Source organism: Deltaproteobacteria bacterium (assembly GCA_020848905.1).
Taxonomy (GTDB): Bacteria; Myxococcota_A; Polyangia.
Genome location: JADLHG010000056.1, coordinates 77,388 through 93,768, shown reverse-complemented (window position 1 = coordinate 93,768; position 16,381 = coordinate 77,388). Strand labels below are relative to the sequence as shown.

Sequence of the window (16,381 nt, the reverse complement as noted above, 5' to 3'; positions counted from 1 at the left end):
CGACCTGCGCGCCCCGGGGCCGTCGCCCGTCCAGTTCCCGCCCCGCCCTCTCTCTCCTCCTCCCCGCGCAAGACTGCCGGCGCTCCCCGCCGACGGCCCTCGAAATGTGGTCCGGCCGACAGATATCCCGTGGACAGGTGAGCGGCCCTACTGTAGGTTCCCGCACAGATTGGCCCGAGGAGCCCCCCGTGCAAGAGGACCGGCGCGCACTCTGGTATCTCAAAAAGATACCACTTTTCAGATTCTTATCGGCTGACGAGCTCTCCGCGCTGGCCGACCACGTGACGCTCGAGGAGGCGCGCCGCCGCCGGGTGATCTACATGTCGGGGGACCCCGGAGAATCCGTCTATTTCGTCAACGGGGGACGGGTGAAGATCTCCCGCGTCACCCCGGACGGCAAGGAGCTCACCCTCTCGTATCGCGGCCCCGGAGAGATCTTCGGGGAGCTCTGCATCGTGGACGGCGGCCCGCGCCAGGAGATGGCCGAGGCGATGGAGAACGCGCTGGTCACGCAGATGGAGCGCCCGCGCTTCGAAGAGGTGGTGAAAACCCACAGCGCGGTCGGCTACGCGCTGAGCAAGATCCTCTGCCAGCGCCGCCTCGAGCTGGAAGCCAAGATGGAGGACCTCGTCTTCAAGGACGTGAACGCCAAGCTCGCCGAGCTTCTGCTGAACCTTTGCGAGGACTACGGCGTGGACGACGCGCGCGGCACGATGGTCGCGGTGAAGATCACGCACCAGGAGATGGCCAACCTCATCGGCTCGACGCGCGAGACGGTGAGCCTGACGCTCTCTCACTTCAAGAAGAAGAAGCTCATCTCCAGCGACGGTCGCAAGGTGATCATCACCGACCGAGAGGGTCTTCGCGCGCTGGTGTAGCGCGATGGATGAGCCACAGGCCCGCCCCGAAAGCTGCCGCCGCGAGGCCCAGGAAGACCGGACTCGCCTCGAGCCGCTCTAGCTCCTTTCCACCCATAGCCCGTCCGAGCAGCAGCGCCGCGCTGTTGTTCAGCACGTGGAACGTCATGGACAGGACGATCGACCGCCCCCGCAGGACGATCCAGGCAAGCACGCCCCCCAGGATGGCCGTGGAAAGGAGGCGGTAGATCGAGAGGTGGAACAGGCCGAAGAGCGCCGCGTTGAGCAGGACGATCGCACCGGTCTTCATCCCGCGCTGGCTGGCGCGGAGGAGCACCCCCCGAAAGAGCAGCTCCTCGCAGATCGCCGGGGAGAGCGCGAGCGCAAAGAGGTCCAGGGCCAGGCTGCGGTGCGGGTCGAAGAGCAGGCGGCGCGCCTCGTCGAGGATCTCCTTGGGGATCGGCAGAACGCGCTGCTGTGCGGCCTCCACGAGCACCCCGACGAGGTACCACCCGCTCGCCCCCGCCAGGATCGCGCCGACCAGAGCGCCCGCCGAGGGACGCCGGAGCGCCAGCACGGCGCGGGGGTCCAGCCGCGCGAAGCGAATCAGGAGCACGACCGGCGTCGCGATGAGCAGCCACTCGGTCACGAGCAGCCCGGGGATTATCCCCCACGCCTGCAGCGGCCGGCCCACGAGGAGCATCAGCGCCATCACGCCGAGGAGGAGCGTCCCCGCGTGCCACGGCTCGGGAAAGGCGGCCAGCGGCCGGGCACCGCGCCCCGAGGCTCCACCCGCGTCGGCCTCGGCCGCGAAGAGCAGCCGCTCGCCCTGATAGATGCGGGCCCCGATGCTGAGGGCCGCGAGAGCGTAGGCCAGCGTGCTCCCCACCGCGAGGAGCGTGGGGAGCCAGGCCAGCTTCCCGGCCACGAGCTCGCGCGTGAGAAGCGCGACGTTCACCGCGGGGAGGAGCGCCGTGAGCGGCGTGAGCTCGACCCCCGGGAGCTGGCTCACCGCGGTCGGCAGGACGCAAACGAGGTAGACGGGGGTGAGGAGCGTCTGGGCCTCCTTGAAGCTCCGCGCCAGCGTGGCCACGGCCACCATGACGGCGGCGTAGAAGAGGGCCGCGGGGACGAGCGCCACCACCGTCAGCGCCACCGACGACCACGGCAGCTCGGCGAGCAGCCCGCTGGCCTTGAGCGCGGGGGCGAACCCGAGCCCGAAGGTCACCCCGATCGAGCCCATGTTGAGCAGCCCCGTCACGAGCGCCACCGTGGCCACCACCAGGCACTTGCCGACGATCAGCGCGAGCCGCGGCACCGGCGCGACGAGCAGGGTCTCCAGCGTCCCGCGCTCCTTCTCCCCGGCCGTCAGGTCGATCGCCGGGTAGAAGGCCCCGAGGAGGACCATCAGCACCACGAGCATCGGGATGAGCGTGGACAGGATCTTGCGGCCGATCTGCTTCTGGCTGGCGAGCCCCCGCTCCCTGACCGCCAGAGGCTCGAGCAGCGATGGAGAGAGGCCCGCCCGTTCGAGGCGGTCGCGCGCCAGGGCCCGGCCAAACCCCTCGAGCGCCTTCTTCGCCCGGCGCAAGGCCTGCGTCGACGCCTCCCGCGTCTCGTCGAAGACGAGCTCCAGGCTCACCGGCCGCCCGGAGGCCAACGCCACGCCATGCTCCCCCCGCACGTCGAGCACCAGGTCGAGCTCGCCGCGGCTCACCGCCTCCCGCTGCGCCGGTCGCACCAGGCGAAGCTGCGGGTCGTGCGCGAGAGCGACGTCGAGCTCCGGCCAGGCCGGTCCCGCCAGACCGACCCGCGAGGGCTGCGCGCGGCGGGCCGCCTGCTGCACACCCATCCACTGCGTGACGCCCACCCCGACGAGCGGATAGAGGCAGAGGGGGAGGAGCACCATCACGATCAAGGTGCGCTTGTCCCGCAGCGTCTCGAGCACCTCCTTGCGGTAGATGAGCCAGACGAGGCGGGTCATGCCGATCCCTCCGCGGCCTTCGCCTCCACGCCACGCTGCCGGTCGAGCAGCCGCAGGAAGGCCTCCTCGAGCGACCCCGCCCCGAGCTCGGCCTTCAGGACCGCGGGGGCCCCCTCGGCCAGCAGCTTCCCGCCCGAGAGGAGACCGATGCGATCGCAGAGCAGCTCGGCCTCCGACATGTAGTGCGTGCAGAACAGGATGGCCCGCCCGGCGCCTCGGGCGGTTCGCACGAAGTCCGCCACCGACCGGCTCGCGACGATATCGAGCCCCGCCGTCGGCTCGTCGAGGATCAGCACGGGCGGATCGTGGATCGTCGCCCGCGCGAGCGAGATGCGCTGCCGCTCCCCCGTGCTGAGCTTGCCGCAGCGACGCTCGAGCAGCCCCTCGAGGCGGAGCGCCGGAGCCAGCACCTCGATCCGCGCGTCCACCTCGGCCACGGTCTTGCCGTAGAGCTGCCCGAAGAAACGCAGGGTCTCGCGCGCGGTCAGGCGCTCGTAGAGCCCCGTCGCCGCGGTGAGGTACCCGACGCGCGACTTGGCGCGCTCGACGTCGGCGGCCACGTCCTCGCCGCAGATCCGCGCCTGCCCCGCGTCAGGGCGCAGCAGGCCGGCCAGCATGCGCAGCGTCGTGGTCTTGCCGGCGCCGTTCGGACCGATGAGCCCGTAGACCTCTCCCGCCGCCACGGCGAAGGAGAGCCCCGCCACGGCGTCCAGGCCGGCGAAGCTCTTCCGCAGCTCGCACGCGGCGACGCTCACGACAGCACTCGCTTCAGCCAGGCTCCCGTGTGCGAGCGAGGCGAGGCCGCCACCTCCTCCGGCGTCCCGGCCACGACCACCTCCCCTCCCCCATCGCCCCCCTCGGGGCCGAGGTCGATCACGTAGTCCGCGCTCTTCACCACGTCCACCTGATGCTCGATCACGATCACCGTGTTTCCCGCGTCCACGAGCTCGTTCAGCACTTCCAGCAGCAGGTGGATGTCCGCAAAGTGTAGCCCCGTCGTGGGCTCGTCGAGGATGTAGAGCGCGTGTCCGCTCCCTCGTCGCGCGAGCTCCTTCGCCAGCTTCATGCGCTGCGCCTCGCCCCCGGAGAGCGTGGTCGCGGCCTGCCCGAGTCGAAGGTACCCGAGCCCCACCCGCGAGAGCACCTCGAGTCGGTCTCGCACCGGAGGGACCGCGGCGAACAGCAGCCGCGCCTCGTCGACGGTCCGCTCCAGCACGTCCGCGATCGAGAGCCCCTTGTACCGGATGCGCAGGGTCTCCTCGCCGTACCGTCGCCCCTCGCAGACGTCGCACGGCACGTACACGTCGGGGAGGAAGTGCATCTCGATGCGCAGGATGCCGTCCCCCTTGCACGCTTCGCAGCGCCCCCCCTTCACGTTGAAGGAGAAGCGCCGGCCGGTGTACCCGCGCAGCCGCGCCTCGGCGGTACCGGCGAAGAGCTCCCGGATGGGGCCGAAGAGCCCGGCGTAGGTGGCAGGATTCGACCGGGGCGTGCGGCCGATGGGGCTCTGATCGACCGCGATCACCCGCTCGAGCAGCTCGAGTCCCTCGAGCCCGTCGTGCTCCCCCGCCGCGTCGCGACTGCGGTGGAGGAAGGCCCGCGCGGCCGGCAGGAGCGTGTCCACGATCAGCGAGGACTTCCCCGACCCGGAGACGCCGGTCACGCAAGTCAACGTGCCGAGCGGGATCCGCACGTCGATCCCCTTCAGGTTGTTGGTGCGGGCGCCGCGGACCAGCAGGGGCTTGCGCTGCCCCTTCCTCCGCGCGCGCGGGACCTCGATCCGCCTTTTCCCCGCCAGGTACTGCCCGGTGAGGCTCCCGGCGGTCGCCATCACCTCCTGCAGGGTCCCCTGGGCCATCACGCGCCCCCCCTGCTCGCCCGCGCCGGGTCCCAGGTCCACCACGTAGTCGGCCGCGCGCATCGCCTCCTCGTCGTGCTCCACCACGAGAACCGTGTTGCCGAGGTCGCGCAGCCGCAGCAGCGTCTCGAGCAGCTGCGCGTGGTCTCTCGGGTGGAGCCCGATCGAGGGCTCGTCGAGGATGTAGAGCACCCCCACGAGAGCGGCCCCGATCTGCGTGGCCAGCCGCACGCGCTGCCCCTCGCCCCCCGAGAGGGTCGCCGCGACGCGGTCGAGAGTCAGGTACCCGAGCCCCACGCCGCGAAGGAAGGTCAGCCGCGAGACGATCTCGCGCAGGATGCGAGCCCCCACGATCTGATCGCGCCCTTCTAGAACGAGGCCTTCAAAAAACCTGAGGGCGGCCTCGACGCTCAGCCGGGAGAGGTCGTGGATCGACCGCTCCTCGAGGCGGACGGCGAGAGCCTCGGGCCGGAGCCGCGCCCCCCCGCAGGCTGGGCAGCTCGTCCGTCGCAGGTAGGCCTGGAAGGCCTCGACCACCGCGTCGAACTGCTCGAGCTCGCCGACCGTCGCGCCCTCCTTCTTGCGTTTGACCCGCTCGGCCATGCGACGCTCGAGGTTCGGGACAACCCCCTCGAACGGCCGCCGGTAGGTCTGCGCGCGCTCTCCCTCCCCGAGCGTCAGCTCGAGCGGGTCGCCCCCGGTGCCGTGAAGGATCAGCCGCCGCGCCTCCTCGGAGAGCAGCCGGTAGGGGGCATCCAGGTCTATCCCCTCCCGCAGAGCGAGCGCCTCGAGGAGGCGATGGTGGTAGGCCCCCCCCCGCTGCTCCCAGGGCTCGATGGCCCCCTGACGGAGCGACAGCTCGGGGTCCGGGACGAGGCGCGTCTCGTCGACCTCGAGGAGCGCGCCGAGGCCGCTGCACCTCGGGCACGCGCCGTGCGGGCTGTTGAAGGAGAAGAGGCGGGGCGAGACCTCCGCGAGCGAGATGCCGCAGGCGTGGCAGGCGAAGCGCTCGGACAGGACGAGGTCGAGCTCCTCCCCGTCCGGGCCGCGGTCCGGAGAGGTCACCTTCGCCACCCCCCCGCCGAGCTTGAGCGCCAGCTCCAGGCTCTCGGCGAGGCGCGGACGCACCTCGGGCTTGATCGCCAGCCGGTCGACGTAGACCTCGAGCGTGTGCCGCTGCTGCCGGTCGAGTTCGATCTCTCCGGAGAGGTCCAGCACCTCGCCGTCCAGGTTGACGCGGCTGAAGCCGTCCTGGCGCAGGCGGTCGAGCTCCTTCTTCAGCTCCCCCTTCTTGTCGCGCACCACGGGGGCCAGGATGGCGCACCGGGTCCCCGCGGGAAGGGCGAGGAGCTGGTCCACCATCTGCGACACGCTCTGCGCGGCGATCGGCTGGCCGCACTGCGGGCAGTGCGGACGACCCACGCGGGCGAAGAGCAGGCGCAGGTAGTCGTGGATCTCGGTGACCGTCCCCACGGTGGAGCGCGGGTTCTTCGAGAGGCCGCGTTGCTCGATGCTGATCGCGGGGCTGAGTCCCTCGATCGTGTCCACGTCGGGCCGGGACATGCGCTCGAGGAATTGCCGCGCGTAGGCCGAGAGCGACTCGACGTAGCGACGCTGCCCCTCGGCGTAGATCGTGTCGAAGGCCAGCGAGGACTTCCCCGAGCCCGAGACGCCGGTGATGACCACGAGCCGTCCCCGGGGGAGGTCCAGGTCGATCCCCTTCAGGTTGTTCTCTCGGGCCCCGCGGATGACCAGCGTGTCCATCAGCGCCGCCGCAGGTCGCGCAGGAAGAAGCCCACCACCGCCGCGGTGGCGGCGATGAGCAGACTCGCGTCGATGACCAGGAGCAGCGTCCAGTCCCAGCTCACGGCGTCCCCTTTCCGCCTCTCGAGAGAAGTCCCGCCCCCGCGTAGGCCGAGAGCGAGAGGCCGAGCCCCGGCACCATCACCTCCAGGCGGCGGGCCCAGGGTGGACCGAAGCGCCTGAGCGCGGCCCAGCCCAGGGTGCCACCGGCGCCCGCCAGCATCGCCGCGAGGCCCGCACCACGCGGACGCCAGCCGAGCTGACCGAGCAGCATCGGCACGAGGAGCGCCGAGGTGCTGAGCGAGCCCAGCGTCTTCCAGACGCCCTTGATCGAGCCCCCCGAGGCCAGCGAGAGGAGCACGGCCAGCACCACGGTGAAGAGGAGGGCCCAGCGCGTCGTGCGCACCACCGTCTCGTCGGTCGCGTCGGGGCGCAGGGTGCGGCGAAAGAAGTCATGGCTCAGGGTCGTCGCGGCGACGAAGCAGTACGAGTCCACGGTCCCCATCACGGTGGCGAGCAGCCCGACGAAGAAGATCCCTTTCACCCCCGGGGGCAGGAGTCGGTTCGCGAGCAGCGGGTAGGCCAGGCGCGGGTCTGCGGTCGGGAGCGCGGCGCGCGCGTAGAGACCCGTGAAGGTGGTACAGACGTCGAAGAGCATCCAGAACCCGATCGAGCAGAGAACGCCCAGGCGGGCCACCCGCGGCGTCAGCGCGGCGTAGCAGCGCTGGTAGAAGTTCGGGTCCACAAGGGTCGACAGGGCGATGAGCGCCCAGACGAAGAGCTCCTGGCCCGAGACGTGGCCCCGCGGCTGGAGGTGCGCCGGCGGCAGGCGCAGCGTCAGGTAGTCGGACCCGCCGAGCTTCACCACCGCGAAGATCATCAGCAGGGCCACCGCCACGCACATGAGGGCAAACTGAAGCAGGTCCGTGTAGACCACGGCGCGGAACCCGCCGAGCGCGCTGTAGCCGAGGACCAGCGTGGCTCCGAGGACGGTGCCGAGCCAGACCGGGCAGCCGAGGATGAGGTGCGCCACGAGCCCCATCGAGAGCATGTAGGCCACGGGGACCACGTTGAGGAAGTTGAGCAGCGAGGCCACGACTCGCGCGCGCGGCCCGTGCAGGAGTCCCAGCTGATCCGGAAGCGTGACCTGTTTCGACCGCGAGAGCCGCTCGGCCAGGAAGAAGGCGAAGACGAAGTAGCTCAGGTACCAGAAGCCCCCCTGCGTCACCCAGGTCACGACCCCGTCGGAGAAGGCGATCTCCCCGACGCCCAGGATCCCGCCGTACCAGGTCGAGACGAGGCTCCCGACGAACATCGGGAGCGTGAGCCGGCGCCCCGCGAGCAAGAACTCCTCGGCGGGACCCGCACGCCGCCCGAGCCGCAGGCCGAGGGTCAGGACCGCCAGCAGGAACAACCCGACGACCGCCAGGTCGAGGGGCGAGAAACTGAAAACCGCCGCACGCATCGGTCCTTGCGCGATGACTCCCCCGAACCAGGGGGCCATGCTACTCTACGCGTCCAAATTGCGCAGCGAGAGACTTCGAAGGACGCACCGGCTCCTCGCGCGCGCATCTCTGGATGGGTGGAGGAACGGCGGAAGGCGGGACGACGAGCGAGCCTAGTTAGTAGGAGAATGTCATGGCTGCACGGTTCCCCCGGAAGATGATGGCGCTGATGCTCTCGCTGGCAGGCCTCGGGTGCGCCGACGAGAGTTCCCGGCCCGTCGCGGCGAGGAGCGCTCCCCTGATCGGAGGACAGGCGATCTCCGACGCGCTCCTGCCGGGGGTCGGCGCCCTGGTCCTCAACGTCCCCGGCTACTACCAGGCCTTCTGCACCGGCACGCTCGTGGCCAAGGATTGGGTCCTCACCGCCGCTCACTGCATCGCGCAGGTGCCGGCCGGGACGCCCACCGGCTTCTACCTCGGAGGGAACGTGCACGCGGCGGACGTGGCCTCGCGCGTGGTCCCCATCGCCGAAATGCACGCGCACCCGAGCTACACGAACGGCACGCCCCCCGGTCAGCTCGCGGTCTACGACGACATCGCGCTGGTCAAGCTCGCCAGGGCCGTGACGGGCGTCGAACCGGTGAAGCTCGTACGGAAGGCGGAGGTGGCGACGCTCGTGCAGACGAACCGGCCGGTCGAGGTCATCGGGTTCGGCCAGACGAACGCGGCGAGCGAGCAGAGCACCGGCGTGCGCTATCAGGGGATCACCAGCATCTTCCAGGTCGGCACGCACGAGCTCTGGATCTACGCCCCGCAAGGCCCGCAGAAGTGCCGCGGCGACTCCGGCGGGCCCACCCTCGGCGACCTCGACGCCGGCGAGGGGTACGACTGGCGCGTGATCGGCGTGGCCTCGCGCGCCGGAGAGAACTGCACCATGGGGAGCGTGGAGACCCGCGTCGACATGTACGCCGAGTGGATCCACGGCGTCGTCGGGTCGCTCCCGTGCGGCAGCGGCCTCAGCGCGCCGTGCGAGCCCCCGCCGCCGCCCACCACCACGCGCAAGCCGCTCGGAGACCGCTGCGCGAGCTCGAGCGAGTGCGTGGCGAACCTCTGCGTCGGCTTCCAGGGGGCGAAGGTCTGCTCGCGGCTGTGTAGCCTGAGCGCCCCGAGCTGCCCTCAGGGTTTCGCCTGCCAGCCTGCGTCCGGGGACAAGGGAGCCTGCATCGCCCTGAGCGCCGTCAAGGCCCCCCTCGGCGGCTCGTGCGCCGGGAGCGATCAGTGTGAGAGCGGCCTCTGCGGCGCGGGCCCCGACGGAGCCACGTTCTGCACGCAGCTCTGCACCCCCTCCACCGGCTGCGGCGAGGGGATGGAGTGCCTCCCGGCGGGGAGCGGCCGGCACGCCTGTGCCCTGCTCCCCGGAACCTCCCCCGGAGGCGCAGCAACCGGGAGCGAGACCTCCTCGGGGTGCGCGCTGGTCCCCTTCGCGAACCCGACGAGCGGCGCCGGGGCCTGGCTCCTCGCGGCTCTGGCCCTGCTCGTGGCGAGGCGGCGGTCCCCATGGCGCGTTTGCGGTATCCTGAAGGTACGATCATGACGCGCTGGATGCTGGTAGCCGCCGTGTTCCTCGCCTGGGCCGCCTTCCCTCCGCGTGCGGTCGCTCGCAAGGCCCGGAGCAAGGGCGGGGCCACGGCGCGGCGCGCGGCCAAGGGCGCCCCCTCGAAGAACGCGCGCTGCAAGGACCTCTTCTGCGCGGCCCAGGTAGTACGCATGGACCGCAGCGGCGAAGACGGCGGCCTCTCCGGCGAACAGGTGGATCAGATCCTCCAGAGTCACACGTCGCGGATCGAGCCCTGCTTCGTGGAGGCACGACGGCGCGACCCGAGCCTCTCCGGCGCGCGCGCCCGCGTGGAGGTGGTCGTGAAGGCCGACGGGCAGGTGGCCGACGCGCGGGTGAATCAGGTGCGCGGCTCGCCGCTCAGCCGCTGCGTCCTCGCCAAGCTGAAGGGCGTGCGCTTCCCGAAGAGCCGCGCCCCGCTGACGGTCGCCGGCTTCCAGATGGCGGTCCTGCAGTAGACTCCCCGCATGAAAGGTTGGCGCGAGCGCCTCGGCGCACATCGCCCGGAGCTCATCGCCGAGGCGGTGTGCCCGAAGCGCGCCGCCGTGGCGGTGATCCTGCGCCAGGGCGCGCGCTCGCCGGAGGTGCTCGTCATCCACCGGGCCGAACACCCCGACGACCCGTGGTCCGGACACCTCGCCCTGCCGGGCGGCCGCGTCGACGCGACCGACGAAGACCCCCTCGCGGCGGCACGACGCGAGACGCTCGAGGAAGTCGCGATCGACCTCGCGGCCGACGCGCAGCTCCTTGGCCGACTCGACGACCTCCCGGCGATCGCGCAGGGGCGCGCGGTGCCCCTGGTGATCAGCCCGTTCGTCTTCTCGCTCGAGCGGGAGGTGACCCCGGCGCTCAGCCACGAGGTCCAGCGCATCCACTGGGTCGAGCTGGCCTGGCTGCGCGACCCCGCCGCGGCCACCCAGGTGCGCTACCCACACAAGGGCCAGGAGCTCGTGCTTCCCGGCTGGCGCGTCGAGGACCAGGTGCTCTGGGGGCTCACCTACCGCATGCTCGTCGGGCTCCTCGCACTCCTCGAGCCCTGATCACCGCGGCGCGACCGGGGCCTCGACCGCGCTCCGCTCGACCCAGATCTGGACCAGCTGCACGAGCGTCTCCACGGCGGCCTCCATGGCCTCCACCGCGACCCACTCGTAGCGGCTGTGAAACATGTGCGCCCCGGTGAAGATGTTGGGCGTGGGCAGCCCCATGTACGACAGGCGCGCTCCGTCGGTGCCACCGCGAATGGCGTGGAGCTCGGGCTGTAGCCCCGCCCGGCGCACCGCGTCCAGCGCGTGCTGCACGACGTCCGGATGGTGGTCGAGCACGTAGCGCATGTTGCGGTAGCTCTCCTCGAAGCTGACGAACACGCGCGCGCCGGGGAAGGCGGCCTGCGCCTTCTCGGCCACCTCGGCTACCAGGCGATGCTGCGCCTCGAGCCCGTCCAGCTCGAAGTGCCGCAGGATGAGCTTCACCACGGCCTCCTCGACGCCCCCCTTCACGGCGACCGGATGGACGTAGCCGTGGCGCCCCGAGGTCGCCTCCGGGCTCTCTGCGCGCGGGAGGAGCTCGACGAAGCGCGCCGCCACCTTCAGCGCGTTGACCAGCTTGTCCTTGGCGTAGCCCGGGTGGACGTTCACCCCCTTGCAGGTCACGTGCGCCGAATCGGCGCAGAAGGTCTCGTTCTCCACCTGGCCCCAGGTCTCCCCATCCACCGTGTAGCCGTACTGCGCGCCCAGCTTCCTCACGTCGACGCGGTCCGCCCCGCGCCCGATCTCCTCGTCGCACGAGAAGGCCACGCGGAGGGTGCCGTGCGGGATCTTCGGGTCGCGCGCGAGCCGCTCGAGCAGAGTCATGATCTCCGCGATCCCGGCCTTGTCGTCCGCGCCGAGCAGCGTGCTCCCATCGGTGGTGATGATCGTGTGCCCCACGTGGTCGCGAAGCTCGGGACACTGCTCCGGCGTCAGGAGGTACTCGCCGCCGAGCCGGAGCGGTCCTCCGTCGTACGCCGCGTGGACCTGCGGCTGGACGTTGGCCCCGGTGAGCTCGGGCGACGTATCCACGTGGGCCATGAGGGCGATGATGGGCACCGGATGGGCGACGTTGCCCGGCAGGGTGGCCATCACGCAGCCGCGGGCGTCGAGTTCGGCGTCCGCGAGCCCGAGCTGCTGCAGTTCCTGCACGAGCAGCCGTGACAGCTCGAGCTGCTTCAAGGTGCTCGGGACGCTGTTCGAGGACTCGTCGGACTGGGTATCGTAGCGGACGTAGCGAAGGAGACGCTCGGCGACGGCGGGGAGGGTGGACATGGGCCGACCCTACAAAAATCGCGCGGGGGCGTCTACCCGCCGAGCTGCTTCTCGATGATGCGCAGCTCCTCCTCCGTCAGGTAGGTCGACATCTGCTGCACCGCGGGGGGCAGCGGCGTCGCGAGGCGAGCTAGCCCTCCGCCTCGCTCGACGCGTTCGTCCCCGATCCCGCGCCGGGTGTGGATGCGCGCGCGGGGCGTCCTGGCGCCGGCCGCCACGGTCATCGGCGAGCGACGCGCGACGCCCCTCCCCGCCGGAGCGACGGGGGCGAAGGGAGAGCTGGACACGGCGACGAGCGGCGCCTCGATAGGGGCCTCCGCCGCCGGCTCCGTGACCACCTGCTCGAGGCCCATGGGGGCCGTCGCCGGAAGCGCGGCTGGCGTCCCCGGCGCCGCCGACACCTCGTCCGGCCCGGAGAGCACCGCCTCGGCCGCCTGCTGCTGCGCGATGATCGCGCGCTCCTCCTCGGTCAGCGCGTCCAGAAACGTGGACGGCGACGGAGCCTCCTCGCGCACGGCGAGCTGGGGCCCGGTCTGCCCCGGTCCGTCCGCGCGACGCGGCGGCGCGGCGGCGACCGGAGCCGGCGCCCCCTCCTCGGCCGCCAACGCGGGCAGCGGGCCGGTCTTGCCCGGCGCATCGTCGATCAGCCATTCCCCCCAATCCCCCGGCTGCGCCTCCGTCCCCCCCGGCACGGGGCCCCAGTCCTCGGTGGCCAGGTCACCCAGCGGTTCGTCCTTGCTCAGAAGCCGACGGAAAAGGCCCTTCATCGCGTCATTGCCCTCCAGGACCTGAGGATCCTGCGAGGGACGTGCCAGAAGCGGCCGAGGCTGGCCGCGCCGGTCATCGCTGTGGTCTCGACGGAGTATCGAGGCTGCCGCACCGCGGCCCGCACCTTGGAGGTGGGGGTGAACTACCCAAGCGTAGACCGCACACTACAGGACCGGTCCCAGGGATCGCCCCCGACGGTGCCTCGGGCGCGTCAGAAGCGCCACTCCACGCCGAAGTTCATCTCCACGCTGGCGTACACCTGCACGCCCGCGCCGCGGTTCAGGAAGGCGGGACCCAGGTTGTGCACCAGCTCCGCCCCCACCCCGAAGGTGGGGACGAAGAAGTAGCGCGCCCCCACGCCGCCCCGGAAGACGATCCCCACTCCCCGGAATCCGTCGAAGAAGATGAGCGGGAGCGCCCCGCCGAACTTGGCGTGGATCTGCACCGGCACCGTGGGCAGCTTCCACTTCAGCTTCACCCCGCCCGCGAACTCGAGCGCCGTCCCGCCGAAGTAGGACTGCTTGTCGCAGACCCAGTTCCCGCGCCTGTCGTAGTAGCAGGCCCCGCGTCCCCCCGTGCCGCCGGCCACGATGTTGAACTGCAGGTTGAGCCAGGTCAGCCTCGAGAGCTTGATCCCGAAGTCGTTGAACCACTTGAAGCCCCCCGGGGTCCAGTACGAGACATCGGCGGCGAAGCCGAGGCCCCCCGAGAGCTCGTACTTGCCAGCCAGGTCGAAGTTCTTCGCGCGCGCCAGGGCGGGCGTCGCAGCCGTCGCGAGAGCCAAGGCAGTCAGAATGACAAGCTTCTTCATTCCCCGTTCATACCAGAGCGCGCCCAGCAGGCCAACAATCTGGGACCCGCCCCAAACCGATTGATCTCCGAGCGCGCAAAAGTACAATGCGCGGCGCTCGACGCGGAGGAGAGATGGATAAGGCAGCCCTGATTCGAACGCTGGAGGCCAAGGCGCCTCGCTACCGGGTAGACATCCTCGAGATGCTCGCCGAGGCTGGCTCCGGTCATCCGGGGGGCTCGCTCTCGGCGATCGACCTCGTGAGCGCCGTCTACCACTACAAACTGCGGCATCGCCCGACGGAACCGAACTGGCCCGAGCGAGACCGCTTCGTCATGAGCAAGGGGCACGGGGTGCCGGCCCAGTACGCGGTGATGGCCGACCTCGGCTACTTCCCCCGCCATCAGCTCTGGAGCCTGCGCAAGCTCGGGTCGCCACTGCAGGGTCACCCGTGCAGCCGGTGGCTCCCGGGGGTCGAGGCCTCCACGGGATCGCTGGGCCAGGGGTTGAGCGTGGCCCAGGGGATCGCCCTCGGCGCGCGCCTGGACCGGCGGGACACGCGCGTCTACTGCCTCCTCGGGGACGGCGAGAGCCAGGAGGGGCAGGTCTGGGAGGCGGCCATGTCGGCGGTGAAGTACCGCGTGGACAACCTGACGGCCATCCTGGACTACAACAAGGCGCAGATCGACGGGTACGTCCGCGACGTGATGGACCTCGAGCCGCTGCCCGACAAATGGCGCGCCTTCGGCTGGCACGTGACCTCCATCGACGGCCACGACTTCCGACAGATCGTGGACGCCCTCGACGAGGCCGCCGCCACGCGCGGGCGCCCCACGATGATCGTCGCGCACACCGTGAAGGGCAAAGGCGTCTCGTTCATGGAGAACGCGGTGAACTGGCACGGCGTCTCGCCGACGCGCGAGGAGGCCGACCGAGCCATCGCCGAGGTGCGCGCCAAGGCGGGGCTCCCGACCACGGAGGCGGTCCGATGAGTCAACCCACAGCCACCCGGGACACCTTCGGACAGACGCTCCTGCGGCTCGGCGCCGAGGTGCCGAACCTGGTCGTGCTGGACGCGGATCTCTCGGAGTCCACGCGTTCGGCCAAGTTCGCGCACGCCTACCCCGAGCGCTTCTTTCAGATGGGGATCCAGGAGAGCAACATGCTCGGCACGGCGGCGGGGCTCGCCGCCACGGGCAAGCGCGTCTTCTGCTGCTCCTTCTCGTGCTTCGTGACCGGCCGCTTCGACCAGATCAAGGTCTCGGTGGCCTACAACCACGCGAACGTGACGATCGTGGGCACGCACTCGGGCTGCGCGGTCGGTCCCGACGGCTACACCCAGATGGCGCTCGAGGACGTCGGGATGCTGCGCACGCTCCCCAACCTGGCCGTGCTGCAACCGGCCGACGACCTGGAGACCGCCCAGATGGTGGAGTACCTGGTCCGCGCGCACGAGGGTCCCGCGTTTCTGCGCCTCACCCGGCAGAAGGTGCCGCGGGTCCACGACGAGCGCTACCGCTTCCAGCTCGGGCAGCCGGACCTCCTGCGCCCCGGCAAGGATCTGCTGATCTGCGCCTCGGGGGGGACGGTCGGCGGGGCTCTCGAGGCGGCGCGGCGCCTCGAGTCCGAAGGGATCCAGGCCGCCGTGGCGAACCTGCACACGCTGAACCCCGTGGACGGCGCGCGGCTGGCCGAGCTCGCGCGCCCCTGCGGGGTCGTGCTGACCGTCGAGGACCATTCGGTCGTCGGAGGCCTCGGCTCGGCCGTGTGCGAGGCGCTGGCCGAGCACGCCCCGACCCGCGTCCGGCGCGTGGGGCTCAGGGAGTTCGGCGAGTCCGGCAGCCCCGAGGAGCTCTACGCCAAGCACGCGCTCGACGCGGCGGGAATCTACGTCGAGGCCAAGAAGGCACTCGCCCGCTGACCTCCGCCCCGCCCCGCGGTCGCGGCCGTGAGGCGGCGGCGCGTGGATCCTGATACCGTTCGAGGGTGGAGCTCGTCGCGGCCCAGAAGAGCCATGCCCTCTCGCGCGGCGAGCTGGGGTGCGTCGGAGAGCTCGCCACGCTCAACGTGACCCGCGGCTGCGCCGCCCGCTGCACCTTCTGCTACGCCCGCTGCCACCCCGGAGCCCCGCCCCCGGGCACCGTCGGGCTCTATCAGTCGCTCCCCTCCCTCCTCCGGCAGGAGCTGGACAGCCCGCGCCGCAAGCGCCCCCTCCCCCCCTTCGTCGCGCTCTCCACCGCTTCGGACGCCTTCCTCGGCGGCCCGGCGGTGGCGGCCACGGCCCACGCCTGCGTGGAGATCGTCCTCAACCGGGGGCTCGGCCTCTCGTTCGCCACCCGGGGGGACATTCCCCCCGAGACGCTGCGAGCGCTCGCGCGCCGCCCCGGCCGCGTGCAGGTCACGATCCCCCTGCCGTCGCTCTCGCCCGACTACGTGGCGCGCTGGGAGCCCGGCACCGCCTCGCCGCGCGAGCGGCTGTTCCTTTTGCAGCGGCTGAAGGACGCGGGCCTCACCCCGGCGGTGCGGCTGGATCCCCTCATCCCGTACGTCAACGATGAGACGGAGAGCCTGCGCAAGCTCTGCTCCGCCCTCTCCGCGCTCGGGCACACGCAGGCCATGGTGAGCTTCCTGCACCTCCGGCCGGGGGTCGCGGAGCAGCTCCGCCGCGAGGCGCCCCCGGAGGCCCTCCGGCTGCTCCTCGGCGCGTTTCCGTCGCAAGGATCCGACCGCCCGAGCCCCTTCGACCACCTGCCGCAACGCCAGCTCCACGGGCTGCTGCGCCGCGTGCAGCGCATCGGCCGCGAGCAGGGGATCCGCCTCTCGGCCTGCCGCTGCCAGAACCCCGGCCTCCCCGCCGCGCGGTGTCCCATCGTCCCCGCGGAGGGGCCGACCCCGCCCGCGGAACAGGGGTCTCTCTTCGCCGGCTCGGCGGACGAGGAATGACGACGCGCGCCCCGCCTC

At 71.4% G+C, this 16,381-nt stretch carries 14 protein-coding genes; 7 read left to right on the top strand and 7 right to left on the bottom strand.

All coding sequences use genetic code 11. The features are described from left to right. The first annotated feature begins 188 nt into the window (after positions 1 to 188). Positions 189 to 878, top strand: a complete 690-nt coding sequence (locus tag IT371_23840) for a Crp/Fnr family transcriptional regulator (protein MCC6750709.1) — start codon at positions 189 to 191, stop codon at positions 876 to 878. On the opposite strand, the gene IT371_23835 is transcribed toward IT371_23840, so the two are convergent. The 4 genes from IT371_23835 to IT371_23820 form a co-directional block, all read right to left on the bottom strand. Next, complete coding sequence (locus IT371_23835; GenBank protein MCC6750708.1) at positions 844 to 2,841, bottom strand: CPBP family intramembrane metalloprotease; 1,998 nt, start codon at positions 2,839 to 2,841, stop codon at positions 844 to 846. The two genes, IT371_23840 and IT371_23835, sit on opposite strands and share 35 nt — an antisense overlap. Further along, the gene (locus IT371_23830) at positions 2,838 to 3,596 is read right to left on the bottom strand and encodes an ABC transporter ATP-binding protein (protein ID MCC6750707.1); all 759 of its coding nucleotides are present in this window, start codon (positions 3,594 to 3,596) and stop codon (positions 2,838 to 2,840) included. Before IT371_23830 ends, IT371_23835 begins: the two co-directional genes overlap by 4 nt. Continuing rightward, positions 3,593 to 6,463, bottom strand: a complete 2,871-nt coding sequence (uvrA, locus tag IT371_23825; protein ID MCC6750706.1) for an excinuclease ABC subunit UvrA — start codon at positions 6,461 to 6,463, stop codon at positions 3,593 to 3,595. Before uvrA ends, IT371_23830 begins: the two co-directional genes overlap by 4 nt. Before the next feature lie 100 nt (positions 6,464 to 6,563). Then, positions 6,564 to 8,006: a sodium:solute symporter family protein gene (locus IT371_23820; GenBank protein ID MCC6750705.1), complete on the bottom strand. Its 1,443-nt coding sequence runs from the start codon at positions 8,004 to 8,006 to the stop codon at positions 6,564 to 6,566. 134 nt (positions 8,007 to 8,140) lie between these two features. Between IT371_23820 and IT371_23815 the strand changes: the two genes are divergently transcribed. The 3 genes from IT371_23815 to IT371_23805 are packed head-to-tail and all read left to right on the top strand — an operon-like array spanning position 8,141 to position 10,602. Then, positions 8,141 to 9,541, top strand: a complete 1,401-nt coding sequence (locus tag IT371_23815) for a S1 family peptidase (GenBank protein ID MCC6750704.1) — start codon at positions 8,141 to 8,143, stop codon at positions 9,539 to 9,541. Continuing rightward, positions 9,538 to 10,020, top strand: coding sequence for an AgmX/PglI C-terminal domain-containing protein (locus tag IT371_23810; GenBank protein MCC6750703.1), 483 nt, complete (start codon positions 9,538 to 9,540; stop codon positions 10,018 to 10,020). The genes IT371_23815 and IT371_23810 overlap by 4 nt, the downstream gene beginning before the upstream one ends. 9 nt (positions 10,021 to 10,029) lie before the next feature. Then, the gene (locus tag IT371_23805) at positions 10,030 to 10,602 is read left to right on the top strand and encodes a CoA pyrophosphatase (protein ID MCC6750702.1); all 573 of its coding nucleotides are present in this window, start codon (positions 10,030 to 10,032) and stop codon (positions 10,600 to 10,602) included. Here IT371_23805 and pepT read toward each other — a convergent pair whose 3' ends face one another. The 3 genes from pepT to IT371_23790 form a co-directional block, all read right to left on the bottom strand. Further along, positions 10,603 to 11,862: a peptidase T gene (gene pepT, locus IT371_23800; protein ID MCC6750701.1), complete on the bottom strand. Its 1,260-nt coding sequence runs from the start codon at positions 11,860 to 11,862 to the stop codon at positions 10,603 to 10,605. A 32-nt stretch (positions 11,863 to 11,894) separates the two neighbouring features. Further along, a complete protein-coding gene (locus tag IT371_23795) occupies positions 11,895 to 12,629 on the bottom strand; it encodes a hypothetical protein (GenBank protein ID MCC6750700.1) in 735 nt (244 codons plus the stop codon). A 212-nt stretch (positions 12,630 to 12,841) separates the two neighbouring features. Then, a complete protein-coding gene (locus tag IT371_23790; GenBank protein ID MCC6750699.1) occupies positions 12,842 to 13,441 on the bottom strand; it encodes a hypothetical protein in 600 nt (199 codons plus the stop codon). Between the two features lie 113 nt (positions 13,442 to 13,554). On the opposite strand from IT371_23790, the gene IT371_23785 reads away from it, so the two are divergent. The 3 genes from IT371_23785 to IT371_23775 all read left to right on the top strand — a co-directional run bounded on the left by IT371_23785 (position 13,555) and on the right by IT371_23775 (position 16,363). Then, positions 13,555 to 14,412 carry a transketolase gene (locus tag IT371_23785; GenBank protein MCC6750698.1) on the top strand — a complete coding sequence of 286 codons (858 nt, stop codon included), beginning with the start codon at positions 13,555 to 13,557 and terminating at the stop codon, positions 14,410 to 14,412. Then, complete coding sequence (locus tag IT371_23780; protein MCC6750697.1) at positions 14,409 to 15,341, top strand: transketolase family protein; 933 nt, start codon at positions 14,409 to 14,411, stop codon at positions 15,339 to 15,341. The genes IT371_23785 and IT371_23780 overlap by 4 nt, the downstream gene beginning before the upstream one ends. 65 nt (positions 15,342 to 15,406) lie before the next feature. Next, positions 15,407 to 16,363: a radical SAM protein gene (locus tag IT371_23775; GenBank protein MCC6750696.1), complete on the top strand. Its 957-nt coding sequence runs from the start codon at positions 15,407 to 15,409 to the stop codon at positions 16,361 to 16,363. Positions 16,364 to 16,381 lie beyond the last annotated feature (18 nt).